Source organism: Nocardia sichangensis (genome assembly GCF_047200615.1).
GTDB classification, from domain to species: domain Bacteria; phylum Actinomycetota; class Actinomycetes; order Mycobacteriales; family Mycobacteriaceae; genus Nocardia; species Nocardia sichangensis.
Map to the genome: position 1 here is coordinate 117,139 of NZ_JBJZOK010000023.1, position 20,631 is coordinate 137,769.

20 protein-coding genes are annotated in these 20,631 nt (G+C 66.8%); 3 read left to right on the forward strand and 17 right to left on the reverse strand.

Annotated features, from left to right (window positions below; all coding sequences use genetic code 11):
- Window positions 1-3 precede the first annotated feature (3 nt).
- The 10 genes from ACL03I_RS27810 to ACL03I_RS27855 form a co-directional block, all read right to left on the reverse strand.
- Window positions 4-2,196: an MMPL family transporter gene (locus ACL03I_RS27810; protein WP_412807346.1), complete on the reverse strand. Its 2,193-nt coding sequence runs from the start codon at window positions 2,194-2,196 to the stop codon at window positions 4-6.
- 198 nt (window positions 2,197-2,394) lie between these two features.
- A complete protein-coding gene (locus ACL03I_RS27815; protein WP_355079798.1) occupies window positions 2,395-3,540 on the reverse strand; it encodes an RNA polymerase sigma factor in 1,146 nt (381 codons plus the stop codon).
- Window positions 3,537-3,944, reverse strand: a complete 408-nt coding sequence (locus ACL03I_RS27820; protein ID WP_355079800.1) for a YciI family protein — start codon at window positions 3,942-3,944, stop codon at window positions 3,537-3,539. Before ACL03I_RS27820 ends, ACL03I_RS27815 begins: the two co-directional genes overlap by 4 nt.
- A 45-nt stretch (window positions 3,945-3,989) precedes the next feature.
- Window positions 3,990-4,487 carry a pyridoxamine 5'-phosphate oxidase family protein gene (locus tag ACL03I_RS27825; RefSeq protein WP_355079802.1) on the reverse strand — a complete coding sequence of 166 codons (498 nt, stop codon included), beginning with the start codon at window positions 4,485-4,487 and terminating at the stop codon, window positions 3,990-3,992.
- Window positions 4,488-4,632: 145 nt separating this feature from the next.
- Window positions 4,633-4,764, reverse strand: a complete 132-nt coding sequence (locus ACL03I_RS27830; protein ID WP_412807325.1) for a hypothetical protein — start codon at window positions 4,762-4,764, stop codon at window positions 4,633-4,635.
- A gap of 393 nt (window positions 4,765-5,157) precedes the next feature.
- Window positions 5,158-5,907, reverse strand: a complete 750-nt coding sequence (locus ACL03I_RS27835) for a sirohydrochlorin chelatase (RefSeq protein ID WP_364437637.1) — start codon at window positions 5,905-5,907, stop codon at window positions 5,158-5,160.
- On the reverse strand, window positions 5,904-7,145 hold the full coding sequence (locus ACL03I_RS27840) for a uroporphyrinogen-III synthase (RefSeq protein ID WP_355079805.1): 1,242 nt from the start codon (window positions 7,143-7,145) through the stop codon (window positions 5,904-5,906). The genes ACL03I_RS27835 and ACL03I_RS27840 overlap by 4 nt, the downstream gene beginning before the upstream one ends.
- 5 nt (window positions 7,146-7,150) lie before the next feature.
- The gene (nirD, locus tag ACL03I_RS27845) at window positions 7,151-7,552 is read right to left on the reverse strand and encodes a nitrite reductase small subunit NirD (protein ID WP_355079807.1); all 402 of its coding nucleotides are present in this window, start codon (window positions 7,550-7,552) and stop codon (window positions 7,151-7,153) included.
- Window positions 7,553-7,616: 64 nt separating this feature from the next.
- On the reverse strand, window positions 7,617-10,142 hold the full coding sequence (nirB, locus tag ACL03I_RS27850; RefSeq protein ID WP_355079809.1) for a nitrite reductase large subunit NirB: 2,526 nt from the start codon (window positions 10,140-10,142) through the stop codon (window positions 7,617-7,619).
- A gap of 29 nt (window positions 10,143-10,171) precedes the next feature.
- Window positions 10,172-11,629, reverse strand: coding sequence for a nitrate/nitrite transporter (locus ACL03I_RS27855; protein WP_412807347.1), 1,458 nt, complete (start codon window positions 11,627-11,629; stop codon window positions 10,172-10,174).
- Between the two features lie 85 nt (window positions 11,630-11,714).
- Between ACL03I_RS27855 and ACL03I_RS27860 the strand changes: the two genes are divergently transcribed.
- Window positions 11,715-11,873 (forward strand): hypothetical protein, encoded by a 159-nt coding sequence (locus ACL03I_RS27860; RefSeq protein WP_412807326.1) that lies wholly within the window; start codon window positions 11,715-11,717, stop codon window positions 11,871-11,873.
- Between the two features lie 105 nt (window positions 11,874-11,978).
- On the opposite strand, the gene ACL03I_RS27865 is transcribed toward ACL03I_RS27860, so the two are convergent.
- Window positions 11,979-13,235, reverse strand: a complete 1,257-nt coding sequence (locus ACL03I_RS27865) for an MFS transporter (RefSeq protein ID WP_412807327.1) — start codon at window positions 13,233-13,235, stop codon at window positions 11,979-11,981.
- Window positions 13,236-13,300: 65 nt separating this feature from the next.
- On the opposite strand from ACL03I_RS27865, the gene ACL03I_RS27870 reads away from it, so the two are divergent.
- Window positions 13,301-13,972, forward strand: a complete 672-nt coding sequence (locus tag ACL03I_RS27870) for a FadR/GntR family transcriptional regulator (RefSeq protein WP_355079815.1) — start codon at window positions 13,301-13,303, stop codon at window positions 13,970-13,972.
- 194 nt (window positions 13,973-14,166) lie between these two features.
- Window positions 14,167-15,648, forward strand: coding sequence for a nitrate/nitrite transporter (locus ACL03I_RS27875; protein ID WP_355079817.1), 1,482 nt, complete (start codon window positions 14,167-14,169; stop codon window positions 15,646-15,648).
- Window positions 15,649-15,911: 263 nt separating this feature from the next.
- Here ACL03I_RS27875 and ACL03I_RS27880 read toward each other — a convergent pair whose 3' ends face one another.
- The 6 genes from ACL03I_RS27880 to ACL03I_RS27905 all read right to left on the reverse strand — a co-directional run bounded on the left by ACL03I_RS27880 (window position 15,912) and on the right by ACL03I_RS27905 (window position 20,631).
- The gene (locus tag ACL03I_RS27880) at window positions 15,912-16,685 is read right to left on the reverse strand and encodes an ESX secretion-associated protein EspG (RefSeq protein WP_355079821.1); all 774 of its coding nucleotides are present in this window, start codon (window positions 16,683-16,685) and stop codon (window positions 15,912-15,914) included.
- A gap of 8 nt (window positions 16,686-16,693) precedes the next feature.
- A complete protein-coding gene (locus ACL03I_RS27885; protein WP_412807328.1) occupies window positions 16,694-18,031 on the reverse strand; it encodes a hypothetical protein in 1,338 nt (445 codons plus the stop codon).
- Complete coding sequence (locus ACL03I_RS27890; protein WP_412807329.1) at window positions 18,031-18,414, reverse strand: hypothetical protein; 384 nt, start codon at window positions 18,412-18,414, stop codon at window positions 18,031-18,033. The genes ACL03I_RS27885 and ACL03I_RS27890 overlap by 1 nt, the downstream gene beginning before the upstream one ends.
- Window positions 18,415-18,430: 16 nt before the next feature.
- On the reverse strand, window positions 18,431-18,961 hold the full coding sequence (locus tag ACL03I_RS27895; protein WP_412807330.1) for a DUF3558 domain-containing protein: 531 nt from the start codon (window positions 18,959-18,961) through the stop codon (window positions 18,431-18,433).
- A 215-nt stretch (window positions 18,962-19,176) separates the two neighbouring features.
- Entirely contained in the window at window positions 19,177-19,488 is a 312-nt protein-coding gene (locus ACL03I_RS27900; protein WP_412807331.1) for a hypothetical protein, read from the reverse strand.
- A gap of 381 nt (window positions 19,489-19,869) precedes the next feature.
- Window positions 19,870-20,631 carry a hypothetical protein gene (locus ACL03I_RS27905; RefSeq protein WP_364437667.1) on the reverse strand — a complete coding sequence of 254 codons (762 nt, stop codon included), beginning with the start codon at window positions 20,629-20,631 and terminating at the stop codon, window positions 19,870-19,872.

Genomic DNA, 20,631 nt, shown 5'->3' on the forward strand with positions numbered 1-20,631 from the left:
CTCTCACTTAGTCTTCACAATACCCCTTGGGGTATCATCCGCCGACCCTGTCCGCTCGTGGGCGAAACTGACGGTGGGCAGAATCCGGCGCAGCCGAGCCGGGGACCACCACGCGGCCCTACCGGTCAAGCGCAGCGCGACCGGCAGCAACACCAAGCGCACCACCACCGCGTCCAGCAGCACCGCGACGCCGAGGATGATGCCCATCTCTTTCGGCGGAAGCGGATCGGCCAGCGCGAAGGTGAAGAACACCGCGACCATGACCGCCGCTGCGGCGAAGATGACCCGGCCGGAGTGGGCCAGCCCGTCGATGCCCGCCGTCCGGGGATCTCGCGAGCGCTCGTAGTGCTCCTTGGCCGTGGCCAACAGGAACACGGTGTAGTCCATGGCGATGGCGAAGATCATCGCGAAGAAGAACACCGGTCCCCAACCGTCGAGGAATCCCTGCGGACCGAAGCCGAGCAGGCCCGCGCCGTGACCGTCCTGGAAGATCAGCTTCGCCACACCGAACGCGGCCGCGGTCGACAAAAGGCTGACCAAGGTGCCCAGCGCGGCGATGAGCGGCGCTTGCAACGCCACCAACAGCAGGACGAAGCCCAGGACGAGGATCACCCCGACGACGATCGGCAGATAGTCGTCGAGCGCCTGTTGCAAGTCGAGGTTTTCCGCCGGTGCGCCGCCGACGAGGGCATCGGCAGGCAGTCGCTCACGCAGGTCGTCGAGGATGCCGCCCAGCCGGTCGTCGGAAGGATCGACGGCGGGCAGCGCCTGCATCATGACCAGGCCGGAATCATCCGCGGCGGGCGCGGGCGGCGTGACTGTAGCGATGCCGTCGGTCGTGGCTGCCGACTCGGCGGTGCGGGCGGCTTCGGCCTCGGGGACGACGATCTGCAATGCGCCCGGCGCGCCCTCGCCGAGTTGACGCTGGACCAGTTCGTAGCCCTGGCGCACGGGCGCGTCGGCGGGCACGACCTGGATCGAGGGCATCGCGACCTGCAATCCGGTGGCAGGCAACGCCAGCGCCGCCAGCACACCGAGCCCCGCGAGCGCGAACGGCCACGGGTGATCGTGCAGTAGCTGCCCCCAGCGGGCGAACTGCGGCGAGCGATGCTGCTGACGGGTCGCGTACGGCAGTGCCGCGGCGTTGATCCGGCCACCCAGCGCGCCCAGCGCCGCAGGCAGCAACGTCAGCGTGGCGGCGAGCACGAACACCACCGCGAGCATGATTCCCACGGCCATGGTGCGCACCGCGGGCGCCGGAACCAGCAGCACCGCCGACAGGCTGACCAGCACGGTCAACCCGGAGAGCACGACAGCCTTGCCCGCGGTGGCCATGGTCTCGGCCACCGCCGAACGGGAATCGGCGGACTTGGTGAGCGCGTCACGGAAGCGGGCGACCAAGAACAGCGCGTAGTCGATGCCCAACGCGAGAGCGAACATCATGGCGAAGTTCATCGCCCACACCGAGATCGGCGTGAGGTGGTTGAGCAGCACCAGACCACCGGCCGAGGCGACCAGCCCGGCCACCGTCAGCAGCAGCGGAAGCCCGGCAGCGACCAGCGAGCCGAAGGCCAGCACCATGATCGCCAGCGTGACCGGCCAGGAGAACAGCTCGGCCTCGAGCATCGCCTCGTGGTTGGCCCTGTTGAAATCGCTCCACAACGCCGACGCACCGGTGGGATAGACCTCGACTCCGTCCCCGGACAGCGCGGTCAGCGCCGCCTTGTGCTCGTCGACGGCCTTCACCATGTCGTCGGTGGGGGCGTTCGCACCCGCGATCAGGATGCCGGTGTGGCCGTCCGGGCTGATCGTCATGCCCGGCTGCGGCGGGACGACGGCGCCGAAGCGGGAATCGTCCGCGAAGATCGCCGAGATCCGGCCCAATGTCTGCCGCATCGTCGGATCGGCGACGGTCTCGGTGTCGGAATGCACCACTACCTGCACCGCCGCCGACGAATTCCCGCCGAAGTGTTGCTGGGCCAGCTCACGGACCCGCACCGACTCCGAACCATCGGCCTGCCATCCGGCTCCGGCCAGCGAGGTGAACACGCCGGGCGCCGCCGCCCCGAGCGCCACCAGCGACAACAGCCACACCGCGAACACGATCCGGGCCCGCCCTGCCATCATCGCGCCCCATCGCGCCAGCAGGCCGCCGGGCCGCACCGACTTGCCGGCGTCGACCCGGTCCTGCCCCATGAATGTCGTCGGCCGCATCGGCGCTCCCTTTCCCTGCTGTACGAATCGCAGCACTCAACCTGCTCCGACATACCCCTGGGGGCATAACCGACTATACCCATGGGGGTATATGAGTTGTAGTGGCATACCCCACAGGTTCGGAGACTCCCGATGACAGCAGCGAGGGGAGCAGACTCCGTGTGGGTGAGCAACCCGTGCTCACGAACGCAGTGACTGCCTCACCCGCGCCGCCTCACGGGTGAGGTGGTCGCGTTCCGGCGCGCTGGTGGCTGCTCGGGATGCCTCGGCGTACAGCTCGGCGGCCTGCTCGAGGTCGCCGGCGCGTTCGAGGAGATAGGCGCGAACGGCGGTGTACCGGGGCAGATCGGAATCCACCTCGCTCAGCTCTGCCAAGCCGGCTTGCGGTCCGTCGGCCTCGCCGACGGCGACCGCGCGGTTGAGTCGCACCACCGGGCTACCCGTGAGGTGCAGTAGTTCGTCGTACCACTCCACGATCTGCACCCAGTCCGTCTCGGCGGCGCTCGGCGCATCCGCGTGCAGGGCGGCGATCGCGGCCTGCGCTTGGTATTCGCCCAAGCGGTCGCGAGCCAGCGCGGCTTGCAGAATCGTCACTCCTTCGGCGATCAGGCCGGTGTCCCAACGTGATCGGTCCTGTGCACCGAGCGGCACCAGGCGACCGCCAGGGCCGAGGCGAGACGCGCGGCGGGCATGGTGCAGCAGCATGAGCGCCAACAGGCCCGCGACCTCGGGCTCGTCGGTGGAGCCTGCCAGCTGACGGGTGAGGCGGATCGCTTCGGCTGCCAGATCGACGTCCCCGCCGTAACCCTCGTTGAAGACGAGGTAGAGGACGCGCAGCACCGTCGCCAGGTCGCCGGGTCGATCGAGCGGCAGCCCAGCGAGACGCCGCTTGGCCCGGCTGATCCGTTGTGCCATGGTCGCTTCGGGCACCAGGTAGGCCGTCGCGATCTGCCGCGTCGTCAGGCCGCCGACCGCGCGCAGCGTCAACGCGACGGCCGAGCCGGGCGACAGCGACGGGTGCGCGCACAGGAAGTAGAGCCACAGTGAGTCGTCCGTGCCCGGCACCGGGCCGGTCGGCGGCTCGACCTCCACGGCGAGTTCCCGCCCGCGCCGCGACGTTTCGGTCCGGGCGACATCGAGGAACTTGTGCCAGGCGGCCGCGACGAGCCAAGCTTTCGCATCGCGCGGTGGATCGTCGGGCCAGCTTCGCAGCGCGCGGATCAGCGCCTCCTGCACGGCGTCCTCGGCCGACGCGAAGTCGGCTCCGCGCCGGACGAGGACACCGATCACCGCGGGCACGAGTTCCCGCAGCAGCGACTCGTTCACTCGGTGACCGTGGGCAGCGCGGTGAGGAACGGCCGCACCTCGAGCCACTCCTGGACCGGCTTCCCGCCCGCACCGGGTGCGGCGGACAGCTCCGCGGCCAGCTCGATGGCGCGCTCGTAGGTCTCGACGTCGATCACCATCCAGCCGGCGATCAGGTCCTTCGTCTCGGCGAACGGTCCATCGGTGACCGGCGGGCGGCCCTCGCCGTCCGAGCGGACGAACGTGCCCTGCGGGGAGAGCGCTTGACTGTCGACGAACTCGCCGGTGGCCTCGAGCCGCGCGGCGAAGTCCTGCATGTACTGGACGTGGGCCGCGAGTTCTTCCGGGGTCCACTGGTCCATCCGCACGTCGTTGACCGATGCCGGTGCGCCTCGGTAGTGCTTGAGCAGCAGATACTTGGCCATCATCTTCTCCTTGGATCGGTAGGGCCCATTCTTGCCGCGTCGCTCTCAGGCATGCTGACGTTCGGCCCGTTGCCGAATCAACTCCTCTACCGGGCTGGGCAGTGTTGTTTCGAAGTCGATGAGTTTCGCCCAAGTCGGGGTGACGACGATCCGGACCATGCCGTCGTAGAGCGAGCGGACCTCGGCCTCCCACTCGACGCGCTGCTCGGGTGTCATCTCGTAGCTGCCGTTCATCTGGAGATACTCGTCCGGGATGCCGTCGACGACGTCGAGCTCAGCGCGCCCGCGGATGAGCAGCAGCTTGGGCGGGTGGACCTCGGTGTCGATGGTCAGGGCAACCATCGGGTTCTTGCGCAGTGCGAACAACTTGGGGGCGTTCTTCGTGGTGCACAGCACGATCTCCGAGCCGTTCCAGGTGAAGCCGATCGGGATGCTGCGCGGTGTGCCATCCGTGGCGACATAGGCCAGCCGGGTCAGGTCGCGGGCCAGCAGCTCCTGGCTGATCGGACGGTTCAGGATCTCGGTGATCTCGGTCGCTCGCATGGTGATCGCTCCTACGTCGGGGTGGTCGAGCGACATGTCCGTAGCCGCTCGTATCCCTGGGACGGAGCCGACCGGACGTTCTCGACATCCGAGGCGGACCAATTTCTCGAGATTTTCTGGGCTCGATGGCCACGCCACCGCGCAACTAGGCTTGACCTGCGCGATCGCCGCCCGCGGCCGCGGCCCACCCTATGCGCTCGCCGCGGAACAGGCTGCCGATCCACTCGTCCCGGATCTGCGGATCGGTGGAGGAGAGTAGCGGCAACTGCCGGTTCACGCGGCCCATCGTGGCGAGGAACGGTTGGCAGCGCGTTCAGCTCGCCGCATTGCTTCGGCGTGACCTTGTGCGCCGACGGTCACGGGTTCCTGCTGGGCATGGGTGTGCGACCTGGCGCACCACCGTCTCCGGTCTCGGCCGGATCACCCGCGCCACGCTCGGATACTCACACGCCAGCCGGAACAGAAACGTCGGCGAACCGCCTGCGCCAGCAGGAAACGTCCAGTTCCGCGAACTCCAGCTGGCCCGACCCAACGAATCGCCCGCTACCAGGAGATAGGCCGAACATTGCTTTTTCGGCGCGGCAACTACCGGTACTCGAATCGATCGAACGGCATAGATCGCGCCAGCTCGCGTCCTCGCGCCACCGATTCCGCGGTGGACGGCCGATGCTCAGCGAACCCGCGCCCGCACCAACTCGCCCGCTGCGACCCGATAGCGCTCGGCGATCAAGCGGACCACCGCCGGGTGCACGCCGATGGGTTCGGCGACGCCGTCCGCGCCCGCCTCGTGCAGACGCTGCTGGAACAGACCGTGCGCGAGCAGATAGGAGGCGACGAACACCCGGTCCGTCCCCGCCGCGCGCAGTTCCGCGACGACCTCCGGCACCCGCGGCGCACCGGTCGCGACGTAGCCGATACGGACCGGAACGCCGAGGTGTTCGGCCAGCAGCGCGGCCGCGCGCCGGACATCCTGGCGGGCCCGGGCGTCCGAGGAGCCCGCGGCGGCGAAGACCACCGCGTCACCCTCACGCCAACCCGCGGCACGCAGACGCATCGCCATGATCCGCGCGAGCGCCGGATCCGGTCCCATGGCGGGCGTGACCGTCACCGCGGGATGGTCGCTCTCGGCGACCTCGCGCGGCACGTCCTGGTAGACGTGATAACCCGAGGCCAGGAACGCCGGAACCACCACGGCGGGCACGGATTCCCCGGCCGGGGTCACCAGATCGCGCAGCACTTCCGAAGGCGAAGGACCGAGGACGTCCACGAATGCCGTACGCACCCAGGGCGTCTCGGTGCCGGGCCCCGAAATCCCGGCACCGAGCTCCTTCGTCACGGCCTCGGCGAGCGCCGCGATCATCTGCACGCCCTTGGTGCTGCGGGTCCCGTGGGCCACGAGCACCAGGGCGGGCGCGGTCACCAGCTCCCCGCAGTCTGGATGTACCGAGGTGCCCGGGTCGGAATTCCGACACCGGGCACCTGTGGTCCTCCTGTCGCGGTGGGCCGTGGGTTGTTGTCGATACATTCCGCCGGGTCCAGCGCGAGCCGATACCCACGTTTGACCACGGTCTGGATCGCTTTCGGCGTGCCGAGTCCGGCGCGCAGCCGGGCGATAGCGGTCTCCACCGCGTGCGTGTCGTCCCCGCCGCCGGGCAGCGCGGCCAGCAGGTCCTCGCGCGAGACGACCCGGCCGGGCTGGCGGGCCAGCGAGCGCATCAGTGCCATCGGCGCGGGCGCCAGCTGACGCACCTCACCGTCGACCACTACGCACGCGCCGCGCACGCTGATGATGTGGCCTGCGGCGTGAATCCGGTTGGCCCGCCTGGGCAGTTCCTCGGCGACGTGGCGGGCCAGCGCCCCCAGCCTGGCTCGGCCCGGCATCGAGGTGGGCACCCCGAGTTCCTCCAGCGGCGCGGCCGTGATGGGGCCGACGCAGGCGGGCAGCACCCGGCCGCGCAGCGCGTACAGCAGCCCTTCCAGCAGCCCGGTCTCCTTGGCGCGCATCAACATCGACGCCACGGCGGGGGCGCTGGTGAAGGTGACGCAGTCCATGCCCGAAGTGACGATGGCCTCGATCAGGTGGTCCATCGGCCCCTGATCGTCCGGCGGCACCCAGCGGTACACCGGCACCGGAACGACATCCGCTCCCGCGCAACGCAATACCTCGCAGAAGTCGGGCACCGGCTCCCACTCGGTGGTGGCCCCGTGCAACTGCACGGCGATCCGAACACCTTCCACGCCCTCGGCGAGCAGGTGATCGAGCACTTCGGCGGACGACTCGGAGGCCGGCGACCACTCTTCGCGCAGTTCCGCGGCGCGGATAGCGCCCTTGGCCTTCGGGCCGCGGGCGAGCATCCGAGTGGTCCCCAGCGTCGCGCGCAGGTCCTCGGCGAGACCCCAACCCTCGGCGGCCTCCATCCACCCACGGAAGCCGATTCCCGTGGTGGCCACGGTGATCTGCGGTGGATCGGCGACCAACTGCCGGGTCACCCGCTCCAGCTCGTTGTCGTCGGCGAGCGGGATGATGCGGATTGCCGGTGCGGAAACGATGTTCGCGCCCCGGCGTTCCAGCAGTGTGGCGAATTCCTCCGCCCGACGGGCCGCCGTGATGCCCACCGTGAATCCGGCCAGGCTCGCGCCCGCGTCAACTGTTGTCATTGGGTTCATCCATCCGAGGACGCGAGCGCGGTGGCCACCGGCTCGTTGGAAATCGAGACGATGCCGTCGTCCACGCGCACCGCGTACACCGGCAGCATCGCCGATTCGTCGTCCAGGCAACGCCCGTCGACCAGGGAGAAGGCCTGCTTCAGCAGCGGCGAGGCCACGACGGGCGCCCCGCCGCGGTCGCCGACGATACCGCGCGACATGACCGCCGCCCGGCCGATCGGATCGATATTGCCGACGGCATACAGCATGCCGTTCTCCAGCAGGAAAAGGGCGGCCTGTCGGCCACCTTTGAGCAACACCGCAACGCCGCGGCCGGGAATCAGGTAGTCGAGACGGCAGGCCTGCGTCCACCCAGTGGTGGTAGCTGCGGCGATGCCGGGGGTATCGATCACGGTCATCGGTGTCATCCTCCAAACGCCTTACTCATTGGTACCGACGTTCTGTTTCCATGCGGTTAAGCGGTCATTTCCCCTGCGTGGCGACCGGAACTTCCGGCAGTCCGAGCAGGACGGGAACTTTCCGCTCCCCGGATTCGTCGAAGGAAATCGTCGGATCGGCTTCCTCCGGGGCGTTGACGAACGACACGAAGCGAGACAGCTTCTCTTCGTCTTCCAACACCGCGGCCCATTCGTCGCGGTAGCCGGCGACGTGCTGAGCCATCGCCGCCTCCAAATCCTCGGCGATGCCGAGGCTGTCCTCGCAGATGACCTGCTTGAGGTAATCGATGCCGCCTTCCAGCGCCTCCTGCCACGGAGCGGTGCGCTGCAAACGATCAGCGGTGCGGATGTAGAACATCAGGTACCGGTCGATGTACTTGATCAGCGTCTCGTCGTCGAGTTCACCGGCCAGCAGGACGGCGTGCTTCGGGGTGAGACCGCCGTTGCCGCCGACGTAGAGGTTCCAGCCGTTCTCCGTGGCGATCACGCCGACGTCCTTGCCGCGCGCCTCGGCGCATTCGCGGGCGCAACCGGAGACCGCCAGCTTCAGTTTGTGCGGCGAACGCAGCCCGCGGTAACGCTTCTCCAGCAGCACGGCCATGCCGACCGAGTCCTGCTGACCGTAGCGGCACCAGGTGGAGCCGACGCAGCTCTTCACCGTGCGCAGCGACTTGCCGTACGCGTGACCGGATTCCATGCCCGCGTCCACCAGCCGCTTCCAGATCAGCGGCAACTGCTCGACGCGCGCGCCGAACAGGTCGATGCGCTGACCGCCGGTGACCTTCACGTACAGGCCGAATTCCTTGGCCACCTCGCCGATGGTGATCAGCTGCTCGGCGGTGACCTCACCGCCGGGCATCCTTGGCACCACCGAGTAGGTGCCGTTCTTCTGCAGGTTGGCCAGGAAGTGGTCGTTGGTGTCCTGCAGCCCGGCCTGCTCGCCGTCGAGGATGTGGTCGCTCGAGGTGGAGGCGAGGATGGACGCCACGGTCGGCTTGCAGATGTCGCAGCCGGTTCCCTTGCCGTACTTGGTGATCAGGCCGGAGAAGGTGCGGATGCCGGTGACCTGGACGATCTGGAACAACTCCGCACGCGACTGCTCGAAGTGCTCACACAGCGCCTTGGACATCTCCACGCCGGACTGCTCGAGCAGCTTCTTGAGCATGGGAACGCAACCGCCGCAGGAGGTTCCGGCGCTGGTGCAGCTCTTGATCCCGGGGATGTCGCAGGCGCCTTCCGCGATCGCCCCGCAGATCGCACCCTTCGACACGTTGTTGCAGGAGCAGATCTGCGCGTCGTCGGGCAGTGCGTCGGCCCCGAGTTCGGCGCCCGCGGGCGAGATCAGCGCGGCCGGTTCGGCAGGCAGCGGGCGGCCGACCAGCGGACGCAGCGCCGAATAGGCGGTGGCGTCGCCGACCAGGATGCCGCCGAGCAGGGTCTTCGCGTCATCGGAGACGACCAGCTTGGCGTAGGTGCCCTTGGCCGCGTCGTGCAGCACCACCGACAGCGCGCCCTCGGTGACGCCGTGCGCGTCACCGAAACTGGCCACGTCGACACCGAGCAGCTTGAGCTTGGTCGACATGTCCGCACCGGGGAACTCGCCCGCGCCGCCCAACAGGCGGTCGGCCACGATCTCCGCGGTGGTGTACCCCGGCGCGACGAGGCCGTAGCACACGCCCTCCACCGCGGCGCATTCGCCGATGGCCCAGATGTTCGGGTCGGAGGTCTGCAGGCCCAGGTCGGTGACGATGCCGCCGCGGGGACCGACCTCCAGGCCCGCGTCGCGGGCGATCTGGTCGCGCGGGCGGACACCGGCGGAGAACACGACCAACCCGGCATCGATCACCGTCTCGTCGGACAGGGTGACCTTCACTCCCTTGTCGGCCGCCTCGATCGAGGAGGTGCCCACACCGGTGTGCACGTACAAGCCGAGGTCGGTGACCAGGCGCTCCAGGATGGCGCCGCCGCCCTCGTCGACCTGAGCGGGCATCAGCCGGGTGTTGTACTCCACCACGTGCGGGGTGAGCCCGAGCAGGCGCAGCGCGTTCGCGGCCTCCAGACCGAGCAAGCCGCCGCCGACCACCACGCCCACCGCGCCGGAACCGGCGGCTTCGGCGGCCGCGCGGATACCGTCCAGGTCGTCGAGGGTGCGATAGACGAAGCATTCCGGGCTGTCGTGGCCGGGCACCGGCGGCACGAACGGGTAGGAACCGGTGGCCAGCACGAGCGCGTCGTAGGCGAGGATGTCGCCCGAGGACGTGGTCACCTTGCGCGCGGCCCGGTCGATGGACTCGGCGCTCTGGCCCAGCCGCAGCTCGACCAGTTCGTCACCGGCGTACTCGTTGCCGGGCAGCGCGAGCGCGCTCGGGTCCCAGGCGCCGACGTAGGACGACAGGCCGACGCGGTCGTAGGCGGGCAACTGCTCCTCGCTGAGGATGATCACCTGCCACTGGCCTTCGGTGTCGCGCGAGCGCAGCGCCTCGACGAACCGGTGCCCGACCATCCCGTGGCCGACGACCACCGCGGTCTTGCGAGCGACTGTGGGGTTCATCTGTGGGTCCTCCTGGACTGGATCGGGTGTCAGGCGCGGGCCGAGCCGGCGGACGGGGACTGGGACTGACCGGCCTCGGCTTCGAGGACGAAGGTCTCGGCTTCGGTCACGACCTCGGAATCGGCGGGCAGGCCGCGCAGGCTGGGACGGCGCAGGAACACCGCCCAGACCACCAGGGCGCAGACCACGTAGAAGGCCATGAACACCCAGAACGCGGTGGTCGCGGACTTGGTGGACGCGTAGGAGGTGCGCAGCACCAGGTTGATGCCCACGCCGCCGAGTGCGCCGATGGCGCCGACGAAACCGATGAGCGCGCCGGACGTGTTCTGCGACCAGGCCGCCCGTGCGGCGGGCGTGGCGTCCAGGCTCTTGGATTTCGCCTCGAACACCGACGGGATGATCTTGGTGACCGACCCGTTGCCGATGCCGGAGAGCACGAACAGGGCGATGAAGCCGACGACCAGGGCGGTCATCACACCGCCGCCCGCCACGCCGTTGTGGTTGTCGGCGGCCGTGCTGGCCACGGTGACCAGCACGGCCGCCGCCATCATGGCGCCGAAGACATAGAGGGTGACCCGGCTACCGCCGATACGGTCGGCCCACTTGCCGCCGTAGGGCCGGGCCAGCGAGCCGAGCAGCGGGCCGATGAACGCGATCTGCGCGGCGTGCAGCGTGGCCTGCGCGACGGTGTCGCCGCCCGCGCGGAAGCTGATCTGCAGGATCTGGCCGAAGGCGAAGCTGTAGCCGATGAACGAGCCGAAGGTGCCGATGTAGAGGAACGCGATGGCCCAGGACTGCGGCACCTTCAGCGCCGTCAGCATGTAGGACAGGTCGGCCTTCTGGTTGGGCAGGTTGTCCATGAACAGCGCGGCGCCCAGGCCGGCGATCGCGATGAGCACCAGGTAGACCGCGCAGATCAGCGAGGCGTAGCCATTGCCGAGGGTCGCGATGACCAGCAGGCCGATCAGCTGGATCACCGGAACGCCGATATTGCCGCCACCCGCGTTCAGGCCCAGCGCCCAGCCCTTGAGCCGCTGCGGGTAGAACGCGTTGATGTTGGTCATCGAGGAGGCGAAGTTGCCGCCGCCGAAGCCGGCGAACGCGGCGATCACGAGGAACGTCGTGTACGAGGTGCCGGGCTGGTTGACGAAGTACAGCGTGAGCAGCGTCGGGATCAGCAGCATCGCCGCGCTGAAGACCGTCCAGTTACGCCCGCCGAAGCGCGCGGTCGCCACGGTGTACGGGATCCGCAGGAACGCGCCGACCAGGGTCGGCATGGCGACCAGGAAGAACTTGCCCGCCGGGTCGATGCCGAACTTGTCGGTCGGCATGAACAGCACCATCACCGACCAGATCGACCAGACCGAGAAGCCGACGTGCTCGGCGAAGACCGACCAGATCAGGTTGCGGCGGGCGATGTCCTTGCCGCCCGCTTCCCAAGCGGCGACGTCCTCCGCATCCCAATGATCGAGATGCGGCCTGCGGATCTTCGTCCGTCCCAGCGCTTCCAGACGGTTACGCGTCAGCGTGCTCAACGGGGCCTCCCAAAGTCGGTTGGCCCCACGGTAGGAAATGGGTATTGCCGAAATGCTGCGCGAAATGACCGTCAAATCAACGGTTGCTCACGATTACCGGTTCCGGGAGGTGAGTTTCGACCGAATGTTTCAGGCATGTGACGCAACAGTTTCCGTGCGTCACGAAAAGGCTTATCTCGAATTCGCCGACCGGTGAGGTGTGACGCGCGCTACTCCGCACAATTCGAATGCGCCCATCCTGACCCCGTTCGCACAGCCGCGCAACCCGAACTGTGAGATTTCCGGCCGACGGCCGCGCGCGTCAATTCCAGGTGTCCTCGAGCACGCGCGGCTTGCACGCCTGCCACGCACCGGCCAGCAGCACCAGCACGGCGACGCCGAGCATCGCGAACGGAGCCAGCCAGCCGCCCGTGGCCGTGTGCAGCACGCCGAACAACAGCGGACCCACGCAGGCCACCGCGTAGCCGACGCCCTGGGTGAAGCCGGACAGCGCGGCCGACCCGGCAGGCGTGCGGGTGCGCAGGTTGATCAGCGTCAGCGCCATCGGGAAGGTGCTCGGACCGAGGCCGAGCACGACCACCCACAGGATCGGCGCCGCCATCGGCGCGACCAGCAGCCCGGCGAACGCGATGAAGAACAGCGCCGCGCAACCCACCACCACGGGGAACGGATTACGGAATCGGGCCACCACGGTCGGCGCGCTGAGCGCGGCGACCAGGCCGACCACGGCGAACAGACCGACCATGGCTCCGCCGTACGCCGCGCTCGCACCGGCCTCGCTCAGGATCTTTGGCAACCAGGCGAACATCGCGTAGGTGGTGAGCGAGGTCATGCCGAACATGCCCGCCATGCCCCAGGCGATCGGCGAACGCCACACCCGCCCGCTGTGCGGCTCCCGCACCGGCACGGCCGTGCGGTCCGCGCCGTCGTGCCCGCGACGGCCGCGCAGCACCGCCACCCACGGCACCGCAGCGGCGAAGCCGAGCAGACCCCACACGCCGAGCGAGACGCGCCAGCCGTGCGCGTCCGCCACCGGGACCGCGGTGACGGCGGGCACGACCGTGCCGAGTTGCACCATCACTATGTACAGCGAGCTGATCCCGGCCAGGCGATCCGGGAAGTACCGCTTCACCAGCGGCGGGATCACCACGTTGCCGATACCCATGCCCGCGAGGGCGAGCGCGGAGAACACCAGCAGTTCGGCGGTGCCCGACATCAGCACCCGGATCGACATGCCCGCGCCCGCCATCAGCATGGCCGTCAGCGCGGTGCGCTCCAGCCCGAGCCGGACCGCCAAGACCGGGGTGAGCAGCCCGGCCAGCGCGAACATGGCGGTGGGGAGCATCCCGAAGACGCCGACAACGGCGGTGCCGTAACCGATTTCGGCGCCGATCCGCTCGGCGAGCGGGCTGAACGCGGTGACCGCGACTCGTAGGGTGAGCGCCGACATCACGATGGCTGCCAGGACCAGCGCCCGGCCCTCGATCAGCGCACGTCGACGGCGCTCGACCAGGACGGATTCCTGGCGAGCCTCGGTTTCGGGAAGGGTCGCAGACACCGAGAAATCATAGGATGACCGGATGAAGTGCGGCAACGATTTGTGATGGGCGGTACTCTGTCGAGGTGCAACCCGTCCGGCGCACCAGCCTCATCGCCCAGGTCACCGAGCAGCTGCGTGCCGAAATCCGTTCCGGCCGTTGGCCGATCGGCTCCCGCATTCCCACGGAGCCGGAGCTCACCGAGCTCACCGGCACCGGCCGCAACACGGTGCGCGAGGCCGTCCAGGCCCTCGTGCACGCCGGCATGCTGGAGCGTCGCCAAGGTTCCGGAACGTACGTGATCGCCGCATCGGACCTCGGCGGAACTCTCGGCAAATATTTCGCCGACGCCGAGGAACGCGACGTGCTGGAGCTGCGCCTCGCGCTGGACGTCACCGCCGCGGGCCTGGCCGCGCGCCGCCGCGACGACTCCGACATCGCGAACCTGCTGCGCCTGCTGGCCGAACGCGACAAGAAATGGGAAGACGACCCCGCCTCCGCGATCGAGGCGGACGTCCAGTTGCACCGCGCGATCGTCGTCGCGAGCCACAACGCGGTGTATCTCGAGTTCTACGATTCGCTGCTGCCCATCATCGAACAGGTGATCCGCGCGCGGACCGCCAAATCGGATGACTCCTATACCGACGAACACGCCGCGCTCGTGCACGCCGTGATCGACGGCGATCCCGAACGGGCCGCCTCCGCGACACGCTGCTTCCTCAACTCTCTCATCGCGGAATATCCGGACGCGCGGTAAACGGCGTCAGGTAACCAAGTGGTCACCATTCCCGGCCGCGCAATGTGAGTCGGATTTGCCGGGAACGTCATCGAGGGCCACGGGGACGCAACAAGCGGCTCATACCTTTGTCTCGACCGTAGCTAGGCACTCGACAGCCGCCGGCGGCACTGCGCCGCGATGAGGGCCGGTCGAGCCGAATCGAGAGGAAGCCGATGACCGCCGTAGCAGCCACCGGCCAGCAGTCGCAGCCAACGACTTTCGAATATCAGAAACGTGGCCGGTGGCTCGACCACTGGGATCCCGACAATCCGACGTTCTGGGCATCCGGCGGTGCGAAAACCGCGCGCAAGAATCTCATCTTCTCCGTGTTCGCCGAGAATCTCGGCTTCAGCATCTGGGTCATCTGGGGCACCGTGGTGACCAGCATGGGCGCCGCCGGATTCGACTTCCTCGCCGGGCTCGGCAAGGGCAACCCCACCGCGGTGAGCAACGCGCTGCTGCTGACCTCCACCCCCACCCTGGTCGGCGCCGCGCTGCGCATTCCGTACACCTTCGCCGTTCCCCGGTTCGGCGGCCGGGCGTTCACCGTCTTCAGTGCGGGGATGCTGCTGTTTCCCACGCTCGGCCTGGCCTACTTCGTCAACCAGCCGGGCACGCCGATGTGGGTGTTCCTGCTGCTCGCGGCGCTCGCGGGCGTCGGAGGCGGCAACTTCTCCTCCTCGATGGCCAACATCAACTTCTTCTTCCCCGAGGGCAAGAAGGGTGCGGCGCTGGGCATCAACGCGGCGGGCGGCAACCTGGGCGTCGCCCAGACCCAGCTGGTGCTGCCGTTGCTGATCACCCTCGGCACGCACATCATGGCCAAGGATCCGGGCGGCTATCGCTTCGGCATCACGCTCTCGGTGCTGGTCTGGGTGCCGTTCATCCTGGCCGCCGCGTTCGGCGCGCTGCGTTACATGGACAGCATCGGCACCGCCAAGTCCGATGGGAAGTCCTACCGGCGCGCGCTCACCAACCGGCACACCTGGGTGATGGCGATCCTCTACATCGGCACCTTCGGCTCGTTCATCGGCTTCTCCTTCGCCTTCCCGACCCTGATCAAGGCCAACTTCCCGGACCTGGCGAAGATCGGCTGGATCACCACGCTCGGTAACCTCGCGTTCCTCGGCGCACTGGTCGGGTCGTTCAGCCGTCCGTTCGGCGGCTGGGTGTCGGACAAGGTCGGCGGCGCGAAGATCACCCTGTACGTCTTCGGCGGCATGGCGGTCGCGGTCGCGCTGATCATGGCCGGGCTGGAACTGAAGAGCTTCCCGCTGTACCTGATCGCGTTCCTGCTGCTGTTCGTGCTCACCGGCATCGGCAACGGCTCGACCTACCGGATGATCCCGACCATCTTCAGCGCGGAGTCCAAGAAGTACGCCGCCGAGCACGGCCTCGACCTCACCGAAGCCGCCGCCTCGGCCAAACGTCAGGCGGGCGCGGCGATCGGCGTCATCGGCGCGGTCGGCGCCTCCGGTGGCTGGCTGTTGCAGCAGGCGCTGCGGTTGTCCAACACCCACTTGCACAGCATGGCCCCCGCGTTCTGGGCCTACGCCGGTGCGTTCCTGGTGATGGCGGCCATCACCTGGTGGTTCTACCTGCGGTCCTCGTTCGCCATCCAGCGCGTCCCCTCGCTGGCCTACGCGAACGTCTGACCGATCGGCCTGTCCCGCGGTCCGGACCCCGCGGGACACGGGCGTCATCTCCGCCGCCCCCTCCGGCGGAGCCGCCCACCCCACAACCGAACGTCCGCCCGTCGCCCAGGTGAAATCCCGGGTCCGGCAACGGGTCCCGGCCTGCACCGGGACGATGGGCGGACGTTCGGTTTCGTCGTGCAACCCGGCAGTGATCGACTCACCGACTCGATTCAGGACCGTGGGTCCCGACTTCGTCCTGAGGGCGCGCCCGGCCACTCCGGTCAATACGGTAGGTGGACCCCGTCGCGCACTTCCTTGACCGTTCTGCTGATCATTTGCTGCAAGGTGGCGGCGACGCGCTCGGCGGTGGTGGGTTTGATCGTCAGCAGATCCGCGCCGAAAGTGACGTAGCGGCCGTCGTTTTCGACGTCGTTGAGCTGGAAATCTTTGCGGCCGTGCGTATGCCGGTTGTCGACGCTACCCATCGCGTAAACGCCGACGTGACCGATCAACGTCATTGCCCGGGTGAAGAACCGCTCGAACTCCTCCCGCGGCGTCGGTCGCCAAGCGTCGCGGACCGGCGGCCTCGGCCGCGCCAACTCCTTCGCGGAAGCCTGCAACTGTTTCCCCTGCCCCGGGCCGCAGACGGGGAAAACGTCGACCACGGCCCGCGCCACCGCACCGGCGGGTAACAGCGTCAGCACCACGTCACCGCCGTGTTCGGGGTCCGGTCCCGGTTCCTGCACCGCGACCGCGCCGTGCTCGTAGTGCACCCCCGCATGCGCCCGCAGCCTGCGGTTGCGACGCTTACCGGCGAACCCGGCCACTTCCACCCGGGCCTCCGGCGCCAGCAGCACCTCCACTGCCCGCAACAACTCGTCATCGATGCGTGGGCGCAACGACTGCGCCGCTGCCTGCCGTAACCGCAGACTCTCCGACCGAAATTCCGTCACGTACTGGTGCTGCAAGGGATATGGCAGCACGTCCCGGCCGGTGGACTCCCACAGCGTCCGGAATTCGAGCGCGGTGAACCGCCAGTTCTGCACCTCGGGCATGGGCGTCCTTATCGCGGGTTGTCCCCGATGACCGGCGGTACCGTCCCGGGCAACTCGTCCAGGCCGATGAGCTCATTGCCGTGTTCCTGAGTGATCAGGTAATCCGGAATGCCCTTGGTGGATTCCTCGTCGGACTTGCCGCCGCGCGCACCCGGAGCCATTCCGCCCATTCCGCTCGCACCGGCGCGGCCGGGAGAGGTGCCGGTCCGCGCGGCGGCCGGAACCGCGTTGGTGCTGTTCGGTGTGCCTTTCGACGGCACCGAGACACCGGGTGCACCGGGACCGGCCGGACTTCCCGGACTGCCGGGTGTGCTCGAGTGCGGACTGCCGGGACTGCTCGGCGATGTGCTCGTAGGAGTCGTCGAGGCAGGCGTTGTCGAAGAGGGCGTGGTGGAAGCTGGTGTGGTCGAGTCCTGCGTAGTCGACGCCGGGTCGGTACTTGTCGACTCCGATGTTTTCGAGGCGTCGTCCGAGGGTTGGTTGCTCGACTGAGTCGTCGGGTCCTCGGTGGAGTTCGTACCGGAGGGATCCGAGCTGGGCGACGAAGTTCCCGACGGGTTACCGGTGCCAGTGTTCGTGCCTCGCGGGCCGCTGCCGTCACCGATGCCACCCGGATTCGCGGTGGTCGCCGGACGGGGAATCACCGGCACATTGGTATCGGACTCCATCACGACCGGAGCGTAGACGGTTCTCAACACGCGAACTGCCTCGGTCTTCGTGTTGTACTCGGCGACATCGTCATTGCGCCATCCCCGCCCGGCGACGAAGGCGAGAGCGTTGCCGATTCCGCTGCGATGTTCCGGCGCGTGCGGGACCAATTGCTTGGTCGGCTCCAGCCCGGTCAGCAATTCGGCCAGCTTGTTGCCGGTCAGCCGGGCCGCGTTCGAAACCTGGGCACCTTGTGCGGCATAGTCGCCGACCGCACTCGCTGCGGCATTGCGCGCCTCACCCCGCCACACACTGTCGTCGGTAGCCCGCGCCATGGCTTTCGTAAAGGTGTCCAAAGAGGTTTGGTGCCGATCGGCGATGGTGTTCCACGCGGTCGCCAGGTCACCGACCGCTTTCAAATCGATCTGATCGACCTTGCCACGCAGCGTCGCGATATCGTGCCGCTCGAACTCATCCGCGTCGAGGACCTCCCTCGGCCGGAATTCGCCCTGGAACCCGACATCGGAGGCCCGGCCTCGCACACCGTCGCGCTGCCGGTTGTACTTGTCCTGCACCCCGGCCACATCGACGTCCGGCTGCAACTCCTCACCCGATATCCAATTGGTGACGTTGCGAAGCATCGTCGAACCGAGTTCCCCCATATCGAAGACTCGCAGAGAGTCGAACGGGTTGCCCATCAGCGCACCTGCTCGGTGGTGTTCGTGAACTGCGTCGCGTTCTCGATGTCCTGCCCGGTGATCCGCTTGAACGAGATCGCCATGACCTCACGCATGTTCTTCACGGTCTCGATGTGCTCTTGGAGGACTTGGTCGATCGAATGTGGCTCACCGCTCGCCTGTTTCAGGAACTTTTTCGCCAAGCCCTCTGCCATGGTGAAATCGCCGAAGCCAGAGACATTCTGAGCACCCTGCGCCGAGAAGAGGAGCCTACCCAAATCAGCGAGGCGCTCGTCGCATGCCTTGGCGCAGAGATATGCGGCGTTCTCATCGTCGAGATACAACTCGCCTGCACGAGCCTGGCCGGCCAGTACACGCCAGGTCGCTGCGTTAGCCTCGCTCATACGACTCCCTCCCCAATCAATGCGGAAATAGCGGCACAGTAGAATCGCCGACCCGATTCAAGATCACACAAGGATCTTCAGGACTGCTGATCGTTGCCTTGTTAGAGACCCGCAGTTGGACCGCTCCCTGCCGAGCAGCGAAAACTACGTCGCAGAGTAGGTTCTTCGATGCACCTTCTACCTTGAATTGCCGACCAACTCGACCAGCAACTGTCACGTCGCGGAATTCAATGTTGCCGGGCTTCTTCTCGAACTCGGCAACTGTACGTGCAGTAGAAAACACTGAGACGAAGTACTTGGGCCCCTCCCAATTGCAGATCTCCCAGCCGGACTGCGGAACTCCCGCGATGCCAGCCTCCTCGGTGGCCGGATCAACACCCGCCGACCGCAGCGCATCATCGGGGATCCCCGTGCAGGGGTTGAACAGAGCCTGGGCCGCAGTGGTGCCGGAACTCGTCGTGGGTGATCCGCTCTTGGTGTCTTCACATCCCACGGCTCCGGTCGCCAGCGCTCCGATGAGCAGTGCCAACAGGATTCGACGACTCATCCCCACCCTCTCGACCCGTGACGACTCAAGTGCGCCAACAGTAGCAGAAGGCCAACCGGTGTCCGGCTGCCTGCGCTGGTCCAGAGACTTCTGGGCGTGGGGCAGTCCAGGAGAACCCCACCGACCCGAGCCTGCCATATGCATTCACCATCCCCCTCTATTGATGCCTGCGCGTTTCAAGCCGTCATAGACCACAGTTGATCATCGTTTGAAGATCACCTCGCCAGCATGATCTCGTCGATGTTGTCGGCAAGTGCCTTAGCAAGGGACTCAGCACCGGACTTCACGTCCGAGAACAGCTGCGACGACTCCACGGTCCTCACATCATCGGTTCCGGAGAAATTCGATCCCGTCGCAAAGACGTCCACGGTCAGATTGCTGATTCGAAAACCGGTCTTGACGACAACTTTATCACTAGATCGCTGCTCAATTCCCGTGAACGCCTCGTCACCGATCCCGTTCACCGCCTTCTTGTCGCGATTGAAACCATCCCAATACCGGCCAAACGACTCACTGGCATGAGACACGGAAGTACCCGGCGAAGAATCGACAGTGAACGTGATGGCCAGAAATCGACTTCGCGGTCTGTCACCGGACTCGTGACGCTGTGGCGCAGACAAATCACCGTATGAAATGTTACATATTAGAAAGCGTACGTACCGTGGACTCGGCGACGGCGGCAAGTCAGATTCTTCGAAATCATCTTCACCTCGCTCATTACGCAACCGGCCGGCGAACTGGTGTAGTGCCGCATCTATCGGCCGCGCCAGACCCGCGCAATTTTTGGGAAGCGACCCGAAACGAGCTGGCTCCGAAGGTGTCTCGGACTTCGAACATCCAGCGATCGATATCGCCAAAGCAGCTGATATCCCGAGCAGGACGCGGGGCAGAGGTCTTGTTTTCATTGCTTATCCGAACGCCGGTCCTGTCGGCTTACGCGGTTTCCAGCTCTCATAGTCCAGAGCTACAGGCGCGATGGCCGCCGGGACAGCAATCTCCGCCGCCCTAGTCCTTATTGCCTCCAGTTCCTTCATGATATCGCTTCTGAAGGTAATAACGTCATTGATCACCTTGGACGCTTCTTGCATGAAATCGTCCAGCGCCTTCACGATATTTTCGGTATTTTTCTTGAGATCGAAGTCGAAGACGAGCAAGCCTTCTACAACCTCTAATACACCACCGGCATAGTTCAGGATTATCGACGCATATTTGGCTATATGAGAGATCGCCTTAGTGTAATTGTCCACGATGATCGACCTGAAAGAGTCGATCTGAATAGCTATATCCCTGACGACACTGCGAGTGTCCTCGGTTGTCTTGATAAGGCGATCGACATACGCCACCGCTGCTTCGCGGCCGGTACCATTCCATCGGCCGCCAATGTTCTCTTTAGCTGTCTGCAGCCCGACGCTGCGATCACTACCGTCGATCGCAGCAGTGAGCTCCTGGACAGAGGTTCGCCACGCGCTGGTAATAGGCGGAATTTGGTTCGGATTTCCGAGCATGCTATGGATCGTATCGACCTGCTCGCGGACTCCTGGAACACCCACCTTCTCAGCGAAGGTGACCAGCGTACTCGCTGGACCCCACGGAAATACAAGCTCCTCCGGAAGTTTATCAGGGTTCTTATCAGCTGGAATCGGATATCCTTTGATGGTCTTTCCACCCAT

What these genes read in the sequence shown, in the direction of transcription:
- ACL03I_RS27875 (WP_355079817.1), top strand. Translation starts at nt 14,167, where the DNA reads ATGACCGCCGTAGCAGCCACCGGCCAGCAGTCGCAGCCAACGACTTTC.
- ACL03I_RS27905 (WP_364437667.1), bottom strand. Translation starts at nt 20,631, where the DNA reads ATGGGTGGAAAGACCATCAAAGGATATCCGATTCCAGCTGATAAGAAC.
- ACL03I_RS27825 (WP_355079802.1), bottom strand. Translation starts at nt 4,487, where the DNA reads ATGCGAGCGACCGAGATCACCGAGATCCTGAACCGTCCGATCAGCCAG.
- ACL03I_RS27895 (WP_412807330.1), bottom strand. Translation starts at nt 18,961, where the DNA reads ATGAGTCGTCGAATCCTGTTGGCACTGCTCATCGGAGCGCTGGCGACC.
- nirB (WP_355079809.1), bottom strand. Translation starts at nt 10,142, where the DNA reads ATGAACCCCACAGTCGCTCGCAAGACCGCGGTGGTCGTCGGCCACGGG.
- ACL03I_RS27885 (WP_412807328.1), bottom strand. Translation starts at nt 18,031, where the DNA reads ATGGGCAACCCGTTCGACTCTCTGCGAGTCTTCGATATGGGGGAACTC.
- nirD (WP_355079807.1), bottom strand. Translation starts at nt 7,552, where the DNA reads ATGACCGTGATCGATACCCCCGGCATCGCCGCAGCTACCACCACTGGG.
- ACL03I_RS27840 (WP_355079805.1), bottom strand. Translation starts at nt 7,145, where the DNA reads ATGACAACAGTTGACGCGGGCGCGAGCCTGGCCGGATTCACGGTGGGC.
- ACL03I_RS27890 (WP_412807329.1), bottom strand. Translation starts at nt 18,414, where the DNA reads ATGAGCGAGGCTAACGCAGCGACCTGGCGTGTACTGGCCGGCCAGGCT.
- ACL03I_RS27860 (WP_412807326.1), top strand. Translation starts at nt 11,715, where the DNA reads ATGGGTATTGCCGAAATGCTGCGCGAAATGACCGTCAAATCAACGGTT.
- ACL03I_RS27810 (WP_412807346.1), bottom strand. Translation starts at nt 2,196, where the DNA reads ATGGGGCAGGACCGGGTCGACGCCGGCAAGTCGGTGCGGCCCGGCGGC.
- ACL03I_RS27880 (WP_355079821.1), bottom strand. Translation starts at nt 16,685, where the DNA reads ATGCCCGAGGTGCAGAACTGGCGGTTCACCGCGCTCGAATTCCGGACG.
- ACL03I_RS27820 (WP_355079800.1), bottom strand. Translation starts at nt 3,944, where the DNA reads ATGGCCAAGTATCTGCTGCTCAAGCACTACCGAGGCGCACCGGCATCG.